This window comes from Ramlibacter sp., from assembly GCF_035627355.1.
Lineage (GTDB): Bacteria > Pseudomonadota > Gammaproteobacteria > Burkholderiales > Burkholderiaceae_C > Ramlibacter.
This window is the reverse complement of the sequence record NZ_DASPLW010000050.1, coordinates 138,177-146,762: the sequence shown is the minus strand read 5'-3', so window position 1 is coordinate 146,762 and position 8,586 is coordinate 138,177. Positions and strand designations below refer to the sequence as shown.

Here is an 8,586-nt window from a genome sequence, read left to right as displayed (position 1 = left end):
GCCAGCGACGCCGGCAGGATGCCGCCCGAGGCGCCGCCCGGCAGGTAGGCGTAGAGCTCGTGGCCGTCCTGCATGCCGCCGCAGTACTCGTCGACCAGCTCGCGCAGCGTGATGCCCGCGGGCGCGAGCTTGACGCCCGGCTGCTTGACGCGGCCGCTGACGCTGAACGAACGCAAGCCGCTGCGGCCGTTGCGGCCGGACGAGGAGAACCACTTCGCCCCGCGCTCGACGATGTCGCGCACCCAGTACAGGGTTTCGAAGTTGTGCTCCAGGGTGGGCCGGCCGAACAGTCCCACCTGCGCGATGTAGGGCGGCCGCATCCGCGGTTCGCCGCGCTTGCCCTCGATGCTCTCGATCATCGCGGACTCCTCGCCGCAGACGTAGGCCCCGGCGCCGCGGCGCAGCTCGATGCGCGGCAGCGGGCACGGCGGGTCGGCCACGAGGCGATCGATCTCGCGCTGCAGCAGCCGGCGCACATCGTGGTATTCATCGCGCAGGTAGATGTAGACGGCTTCGATGCCGACCACCTGCGCGGCCACCAGCATCCCTTCCAGGAAGCGGTGCGGGTCGCGTTCGAGGAAGGTGCGGTCCTTGAAGGTGCCGGGCTCGCCCTCGTCGATGTTGACGGCCAGCAGCCGCGGCGCGGGCTGCTCGCGCACGATGCGCCACTTGCGCCCGGCCGGGAATCCGGCGCCGCCCAGGCCGCGCAGGCCCGAATCCTCCAGCGCGCGCAGCACGGCGTCGGGGTCGGCCTGGCCGCGCGCCAGCGCCGCCGGCAAGGCATAGCCACCGCCGGCGCGGTAGAGCGCGTAGTCGGTGACGGCAGGGAGCACCTGCAACTGCTCGCGCGGCGGCGACACGCTGCGCTCGGCATGCGCGGCCGGATCGAAGGCCGTCCCGGCCACCGACGCTTCCGGCGCAGCGCCACCGTGGGCGCGCACCACCTGCAGCACCGCATCCGTCGTCGCATGCGGCACCGGCGCCTGGTGCACGGCCACCGCCGGCGCCTGCTCACAGCGCCCGATGCAGGGGGCGGCGACCACGCGCACCTCGGTGCCGAGCAGCGCCGGCAGGCGCTCCAGCAGCTCGCGCGAGCCGGCCAGCGAGCAGGACAGGCTGTCGCACACCCGCACCGTCAGGGCCGGCACCGCCGCGTCGGCCGGCACCACCTCGAAGTGGTGGTAGAAGCTCGCGACCTCGTAGACCTCGGCCATGGGGATGCCGGTCTCGCGCGCCAGCGCCACCAGGTGCGGTTCGCGCAGCGCGCCGAAGCGGTCGTTCAGCCGGTGCAGGTACTCGATCAGCAGGTCGCGCCGGTGGCCCTCGGCCGGTCTCGGCCCCAGGCACTCGCGCACCTCGGCCAGGGCCTGCTCCTCGGGCTGGCGCCCCTTCAGCTTCGCCTGGCGGCGGATGGTCCGCAGCGCCTGCTCCGATGCCGGGGGCACGGCCGCCTGCCCCTCGTCGGTGGAAGTCGGGTTCATCGGGGGCGATTGTCACCTGCCGCGTTGCCCCCACGGGAGGCGGGGACCTTGTGCACCTCGAGGCACGCCTGCAGTCCGGCCGCCATGGCCGCCCGTCAGCCGCCACCTACACGTGCCGACCCGGCACGGCGCTAGCCTGTGCGGCACGCCGGCCTCCGCGCATCCCGCGCGCAGCGGCCGCCACGACGGGGGAACGAGGAATGGCACTGCCGCATGCCCAACCGATGGACGTCATCAATGTCGCGCCGCTGGGCGACGCGCTGGGCGGTGCCGTGAGCACCAGCCTGATCAAGACCAGCCGCCTGCAGTTGCTGCACCTCGTGCTGCGCGCCCGGCAGGACCAGCCCATGCACCACGTCGACGAGGAATGCATCCTGCATTGCCTGGAAGGCGAGGTGGAGGTGGTGACACCCGGCGGAACCCGGCACCTCTCGCCCGGCCAGCTGGTGGTGCTGCCGGCACGCGAGGAGCACGCGCTGCGCGCCCGCACCGACTGCGCCGTGCTCGCGACGCTGCAGCTGCGCGACGGCGATGCCGGCGACCAGGGCGGCGCCGGAGCCCGCACGCTGCAAGCGGGCTGAGGAAGGGAGATCAGATCAGCGGCAGGGTGACCCGCTCGCAGGAAACCGTGTCGAGCACGCCGCCGAGCGCCCGCCGCGCCTGGTGGCGCAGGGCCCGCGCCGCTTCCACGGCCTCGGGCGAAGGCGCGGCGCCGCGCCCTTCGCAGTAGAGGTCCAGCGCGAACTGCACGTGCGACTCGGCCGCGCAGGCGCAGGCCTCTGCCGAGCGCCACAGGGCCAGGGCGTCTGCGAATCGGGCAGCGTGGGTGGAATCCATCGGCGAAATTGGACACGCCGGCTCCGAGGCGCCGCTTGTCGCGCATCAAGGGCGCGATTTGCGCCGCATCAAGTCCGCTCCACGAGCCTCTGGGTGCCGTCCGACAAGCGCGTGCGCCGATTCCCACAGGGCCCGCCGAGCCGCGTGTCCATCATGGCCGGCATGACCGGACGGGCCTCCCTGCTGCGCGGACTGCTGCTGGCCGCCGTGCTGGGGACCGGCTCGGCGGGCTGGACGCAGCAGGCCCAGCGGCCGGGCGGCGAGAACGCGGTGCCGCGGGTGGAGCGCGTCGATTCCATCGAGGCCCGGGTGCAGGGCTGCGCCACCTGCCACGGCTGGCAAGGCCAGGGCACGGCCGACCCCTACTTCCCGCGCATTGCCGGCAAGCCGGCCGGCTACCTGTTCAACCAGCTGCGCGCCTTCCACGACGGCGCCCGCCGCTACGCGCCGATGAACTACCTGCTCGCGTACATGACCGACGACTACCTGCGCGAGATGGCGGACTGGTTCGCGGCCCAGCGCCCGGCGTACCAGGAACCAACGCCGCCGACTGTCGCGCCCGAGTTGCTGCAGCGCGGACGCACGCTGGTGCAGGCGGGCGACCCGGGCCGACAGCTGCCGGCCTGCATGGCCTGCCACGGCCGCAATCTCACCGGCATGGAGCCCGGCATCCCGGGGCTGGTGGGGCTGCGGCCGAACTACATCAACGCGCAGCTCACCCGCTGGCGCAGCGGCGAGCGCCGGGCCAGCGCGCCGGACTGCATGCACCGCATCGCCATCCGGCTGGAGGACCCGGACATCGTCGCGGTCGCCGCGTGGCTGGGTTCGCTGCCGGCGCCGTCCAGCCAGGAGCCTGAGCGGCGCAACACCGGCCGCATGCCGATGGCCTGCGGGAGCCAGCCATGAGCAGCGATGCCCTGCGCGAGGAGATCGCCGAGCGGCGCGGTGCCGGCCGCAAGCGCACGCTGCTGTTGGGCATTGGGCTTCCGCTGCTGCTGGCGATCGGGCTGGGCTGGGTGCTGTGGAAAGAGCAGCCGTGGCAGCAGCTGGCGCCGGCCACGGCCGCCGCCGGCGGCGGCAGCGGGATCATCGCGCGCGGCGAATACCTGGCGCGCGCCGGCGATTGCATCGCCTGCCACACCGCGCGCGGCGGGCGCGAGAACGCCGGCGGCCTGCCCATGCCCACGCCCTTCGGCGCGCTCTACACGCCCAACATCACGCCCGACGACGAGACCGGCATCGGCCGTTGGACCGCCGACGAGTTCTACCGGATGATGCACACCGGCATCGGCAAGGACGGCAAGCTGCTCTACCCGGCCATGCCCTTCCAGGCCTACACCAAGGTCACGCGCGAGGACTCGGACGCGATCTACGCGTACTTCATGTCGCTGCCGCCGGTGCGGCAGCCGAACCGGCCGCACGAGCTGCGTTTCCCCTACAACAACCGCGAGCTGCTGGTCGGCTGGCGCGCGCTGTTCTTCAAGCAGGGCGAGTACCAGCCCGACCCGGCGCAGGGCGCCGAGTGGAACCGGGGCGCCTACCTGGTGGACGGGCTGACCCACTGCGCCATGTGCCACTCGGCGATCAACATGCTGGGCGGCAGCAGCGAGTCCCAGGCCTTCGCCGGCGGGCTGATTCCCAACCAGTACTGGTACGCGCCCTCGCTCACCTCCAACCGCGAGGCCGGGCTGGGCGAGTGGTCGATCCAGGAGATCGTGGACATCCTGGGCAAGGGCACGTCCGCACGCGGATCGGTGTACGGGCCCATGGCCGAGGTCACCTTCCACAGCCTGCAGTACCTGACCGAGGAGGACCTGCGCGCCATGGCCGTCTACCTCAAGGGCCTGCCGCCGCGCGGCGAGCGGCGGCCCGAATCCAAGGCCCAGCTCGTGGCGCCGGCGGTGATGGAACTGGGGCGCCGCGTGTACGTGGCCCAGTGCGCCATGTGCCACGGCGACCAGGGCGAGGGCCGCTCGCCGGGGTTCCCGCCGCTGGCCAACAACCAGTCGATCGAGATGGAGTCGCCCGTCAACGCGGTGCGCATGGTGCTCAACGGCGGCTATGCGCCCGCCACCCGCGGCAACCCGCGCCCGTACGGCATGCCCCCGTTCGCCCACATCCTGAACGACGAGGAAGTGGCCGCCGTCACCACCTACATCCGCGTGGCCTGGGGCAACGGCGGCCTGCCGGTGAGCCCAGCCCAGGCCAACGAGCTGCGTGCCGTGCGGATCGAGTAAGGCCATGCAGGCAGAAGACACCCCTGCCCCGCCGGACGTGGACGACGCCCGGATCGAGGAGATCGTGCGCCAGGGGCCGGTGGGCGCCTGGGCACTGGCGGGGGTGGCGACCTTCATCGTGGTCGCCATCTACCTGCTCTTCTACGTGTTCGCCTACCTGCCGCGGGGGCAGCTGCAATGAGCACGGGCACGCTGCCGGACCACGACGGCCATGCGGTCGCCGGCCGGGCCGAGCGCCGCTGGGCCTGGGTGGTGGCCGGCATCGTCGCGCTGCTACTGGTGGTGATGGTGGCCACCGGCCTGCACTGGGGCGCCATGCCGCCTTCACGCGTGGAGACCGTCGACGCGCGCACCCTGCACATCCGCGGCGAGTTCGTCGAACCCAACCTCGGCACCACGGTCGGGCCGGACGGCGCGGTCACGGTGCGGCTGGTGGCGCAGCAGTACTCGTTCACGCCGTCCTGCCTGGTGGTGCCGGCCGGCGTGCCGGTCACGTTCCGCGGTACGGCCAGCGATGCGGTGCACGGCTTCATCGTCGGCCGCACCAACGCCAACGTGATGCTGATCCCGGGCTACGTGGCCACCTTCACCGCCACCTTCCCGCAGCCCGGCGAGATGCTGATGCCCTGCCACGAGTACTGCGGCACCGGGCACGAGGGCATGTGGGCCCGCGTGCGGGTGCTGGACGCGCGCGAGTTCATGCAGCAGGCGCAGGCCGGAAAGGCGATGAGCTGTGTGGCACGTTAGGCGGCTGGTGCTGGCGCACTTCTGGGTGGCCTTCGCGGCGTTCGCGGTGGCGCTGGTGCTGGGCGAGTGGCAGATGGTGGTGCGCAGCCCGCTGCTGGCCTGGATCCGCAACCCGGAGCTGTACTACCGCTCGGTCACCGGCCACGGCGTGGTGATGGCCTACGTGCTGCCCACGCTGGTGGCCATGGGCTTCGGCTATGCGGTCTCCGAGCTGTCGCTCAAGCGCCCGCTGCTCGGCCCGCGCTGGGCCTGGGCCGGCTTCTGGCTGGTGGTCGCCGGCACGCTGATGGCAGGCCTGACCATCGCCGCCGGCCGCGCCACGGTGCTCTACACCTTCTACCCGCCCATGCTCGGCAGCGTGTTCTTCTACCTGGGCGTGGTGCTGGTGGTGGTGGGGTCCTGGTTCTGGGTGGCGCTGATGATCTGGAACGGGCGCCGCTGGAAGCGGGACAACCCCGGCGCCGCGCTGCCGCTGGCGATGTTCGGCACCATCGTCGGCGCCTACCTGTGGGCCTGGACCTCGCTCGGGGCCGCGCTGGAGATCCTGCTGCTGATCCTGCCGGCGGCGCTGGGGCTGAAGGACACCATCGATGCCGGGCTGGCCCGCGTGTTCTTCTCCTGGACGCTGCACGCCATCGTCTATTTCTGGCTGATGCCCTCGTACGTCGCCTTCTACACCATCGTGCCGAGGGCCATCGGGGGGCGCCTGTACAGCGACACCGCCGGGCGGGTGTCCTTCGTGCTCTTCCTGGTGTTCTCCATGCCGATCGGCATCCACCACCTGTTCGCCGATCCGCAGGTGGGCTCGGCCTTCAAGTTCGTGCACGCGGTGTTCACCGCGATGGTGGCGGAGCCCACCCTGCTCACGGTGTTCACGATCACCGCGTCGGTGGAGATCGCGGCGCGCCTGCGCGGCGGCAAGGGCCTGTTCGGCTGGCTGCGGGCGCTGCCCTGGGACAACCCGTACATGCTGGCGGTCGCCTTCGCGTTCGTCATGCTGGGGCTGGGCGGTGCCGGTGGCATCGTGAACATGAGCTACCAGCTCAACGAGACCGTGCACAACACCCAGTGGGTCACCGGGCACTTCCACCTGATCTTTGCCGGGACCATCGTCATCATGTACTTCGTGATCGCCTACGACCTGTGGCCGCAGCTCACCGGGTCGGGGCCGCTGCCGGTCGTGGCCATGCGCTGGCAGCTCTGGCTGTGGTTCCTGGGGATGATGATCGCCACCCTGCCCTGGCACTTGGCGGGCCTGCTGGGGATGCCGCGGCGCATGGCGTACTTCGACTACAGCCACCCCGACATCGCGCCGCAGGCCGTCACCGTGATCGTGTCCGCGTTCGGCGGCCTGCTGCTGGTGATCTCGGGCCTGCTGTTCGTGTGGATCCTGGCGCGGGGCCACCGGCGCCGGCCGGCGGGCGCTGCGGCGCCGCCGCCCTACACCTTCGCGCGCGCCGCGCACGCGGTGCCTGTCCCGCGGGCGCTCGACAGCTTCGGGCTGTGGGTGGGCCTGATGATCGCGCTGACGGTGGTGAACTATGGCTGGCCGATCGCGCAGCTCGCGGCGCTGCCGGAGAGCTCGGTCCCGGTGCTGCGGATGGGAGCGCCGCGATGAACGACCAGGGGCCGCTGCTCACCCGCGGCGTGCGCTGGTCGCTCGCCGGGCTGGGCCTGGTCCTGCTGGCGGCGCTGGTGCTGGGCTTCGTCGTGCTGCCGTCGGTCAAGCCCGACTTCCGCGAGGCCGGCTGGTGGCAGGCCATCTGCCGCGCCGCGGGGGTACCCACCCGCTGGTATGAGGCCGGGGCCATGGACGACCCGGGCGCCAGCCGGGTCCCGGTGGTGCCGGATTTCACGCGGGTCGCCGGCGGCGACGTCGGTCGCGGCGGCACGCTGGCGCTGCAGTGCACGATGTGCCACGGGGCGCGCGGCGTGAGCGCGTCCGACGTCCCCAACCTCGCCGGCCAGTACGCCGAGGTCGTGTTCAAGCAGATGCTGGACTATCGCAACGGCCAGCGCCGCCACGCCCTCATGCAGGCGCTGGCCACCAGCCTGAGCGAGCAGGACATCCGCGACCTGGCGGCCTTCTATGCGCAGTTGCCGCGACCCTCGCCCAATCCGCAGCAGGCCCGGGTGCCGGCGCTGGTGGACGTCGGCTCGCCCCTGCGCGGCATCGCGCCCTGCGCGTCCTGCCATGGCGGCATCGACCAGAAGCCCGGCAGCCCCTGGCTGGAGGGCATGCCGCGGGCCTACCTCGAGGCGCAGATGGAGGCCTTCGCCATCGGCGAGCGCCGCAACGATGCCCACGGGGTGATGCGCAACGTGGCCCGGCAGATGACCGCGGCGGAGGTGGTCGACACCGCCAGCTACTACGCCAGCCGGCGGGTCCCGTTCAGTCCGACGGCGCCGGGACGCTAGGCTGGCCGACCGGCCCTCCGGCGACCTCCTCGGCCGGGGCGAACACCGGCCGCATGCGTGCGTAGCAGGAGCACGCCAGCTGCTCCAGCCCGCCCGGGTCGAGCACGCGGATGTGGCCGCGCGAGTAGCGGATGTAGCCCTTCTCCTGGATGCGCTGTGCGGCCTGGCTGATGGTCTCGCGCCGCAGCCCGAACAGGCGGGCGATGTGATCGTGCGTCAGGTGGAGCTCGGTCAGCGGGATGCGGTCCAGCACCAGCAGCAGCAGCTTGGCGATCTGGCGCTCCGGCGGATGGTGCCGGTTGCACACGGCGGCCTGCCAGCCGAGGCTGATCAACTGGTTGCAATAGCGCAGCAGCATCTCGCGGAAGGCCGGCTCCTGCTCGAAGCACTCGCGCATCCGGTCGCCCGGCACACGCAAGGCCGGCCCGGCCACCAGCACCGTTGCACCCGCCAGGTGCCGGCCCCCCAGCACCGCGCCAAAACCGAACACGCCTTCCCGGCCGACCAGGCCGACTTGCAGCGTGCTGCCGTCGCCGTCGGCATGCAGCAGGCTGAGCACGCAGTTGACCGGGAACCAGGCGTTACGCACGGGCTGGCCGGCCACCGCCAGCACGGCCCCGGCTGGCAGCAGCACCGGCTCCGCCCGCCTGCCCAGCCAGCGCGCCAGCTCGGCGGGCAGGCCGGCCAGCAGCGTGTTGCGGCGCAGCCCGGCCCGCACGGCGATCCCCAGCTCTTCTGCTTGCATGGTTGGGTAGCCAGTCCTTGGTGGACCGAGGGTAATGCCCTAGGAGTTGGAACGATGCAAGGGAATCACCTTACAACCAAACACAAATCCATGTGTCCTTGCGTGAACATGCGCACTGACG

General features: G+C 72.1%; 10 protein-coding genes. 7 read left to right on the top strand and 3 right to left on the bottom strand.

Translation table 11 applies throughout. The features are described 5' to 3' along the window. On the bottom strand, positions 1 to 1,481 hold a 1,481-nt coding region (locus VEC03_RS13330), incomplete at its 3' end, for an NAD(P)H-dependent oxidoreductase subunit E (protein ID WP_324915944.1). Positions 1,482 to 1,705: 224 nt separating this feature from the next. Here VEC03_RS13330 and VEC03_RS13325 point away from each other — a divergent pair. Further along, a complete protein-coding gene (locus VEC03_RS13325; RefSeq protein WP_324915942.1) occupies positions 1,706 to 2,062 on the top strand; it encodes a cupin domain-containing protein in 357 nt (118 codons plus the stop codon). A gap of 10 nt (positions 2,063 to 2,072) precedes the next feature. Here the strand turns inward: VEC03_RS13325 and VEC03_RS13320 are convergent, their stop codons facing one another. Further along, positions 2,073 to 2,318, bottom strand: coding sequence for a hypothetical protein (locus tag VEC03_RS13320; RefSeq protein WP_324915941.1), 246 nt, complete (start codon positions 2,316 to 2,318; stop codon positions 2,073 to 2,075). Between the two features lie 153 nt (positions 2,319 to 2,471). On the opposite strand from VEC03_RS13320, the gene VEC03_RS13315 reads away from it, so the two are divergent. Genes VEC03_RS13315 through VEC03_RS13290 form a run of 6 tightly spaced genes read left to right on the top strand, consistent with a single transcriptional unit; the run spans position 2,472 to position 7,720 of the window. After that, the gene (locus tag VEC03_RS13315; protein WP_414708497.1) at positions 2,472 to 3,224 is read left to right on the top strand and encodes a c-type cytochrome; all 753 of its coding nucleotides are present in this window, start codon (positions 2,472 to 2,474) and stop codon (positions 3,222 to 3,224) included. Continuing rightward, a complete protein-coding gene (locus tag VEC03_RS13310; RefSeq protein WP_324915940.1) occupies positions 3,221 to 4,555 on the top strand; it encodes a c-type cytochrome in 1,335 nt (444 codons plus the stop codon). Before VEC03_RS13315 ends, VEC03_RS13310 begins: the two co-directional genes overlap by 4 nt. Before the next feature lie 4 nt (positions 4,556 to 4,559). Further along, positions 4,560 to 4,736, top strand: a complete 177-nt coding sequence (locus VEC03_RS13305; protein ID WP_324915939.1) for a hypothetical protein — start codon at positions 4,560 to 4,562, stop codon at positions 4,734 to 4,736. Continuing rightward, on the top strand, positions 4,733 to 5,302 hold the full coding sequence (locus tag VEC03_RS13300; protein WP_324915937.1) for a cytochrome C oxidase subunit II: 570 nt from the start codon (positions 4,733 to 4,735) through the stop codon (positions 5,300 to 5,302). Before VEC03_RS13305 ends, VEC03_RS13300 begins: the two co-directional genes overlap by 4 nt. Further along, positions 5,289 to 6,920: a cbb3-type cytochrome c oxidase subunit I gene (locus VEC03_RS13295; RefSeq protein WP_324915936.1), complete on the top strand. Its 1,632-nt coding sequence runs from the start codon at positions 5,289 to 5,291 to the stop codon at positions 6,918 to 6,920. Before VEC03_RS13300 ends, VEC03_RS13295 begins: the two co-directional genes overlap by 14 nt. Next, positions 6,917 to 7,720: a c-type cytochrome gene (locus VEC03_RS13290; protein ID WP_324915934.1), complete on the top strand. Its 804-nt coding sequence runs from the start codon at positions 6,917 to 6,919 to the stop codon at positions 7,718 to 7,720. The genes VEC03_RS13295 and VEC03_RS13290 overlap by 4 nt, the downstream gene beginning before the upstream one ends. Here VEC03_RS13290 and VEC03_RS13285 read toward each other — a convergent pair. After that, entirely contained in the window at positions 7,695 to 8,465 is a 771-nt protein-coding gene (locus VEC03_RS13285; RefSeq protein WP_324915933.1) for a Crp/Fnr family transcriptional regulator, read from the bottom strand. The two genes, VEC03_RS13290 and VEC03_RS13285, sit on opposite strands and share 26 nt — an antisense overlap. Between the last annotated feature and the right edge of the window lie 121 nt (positions 8,466 to 8,586).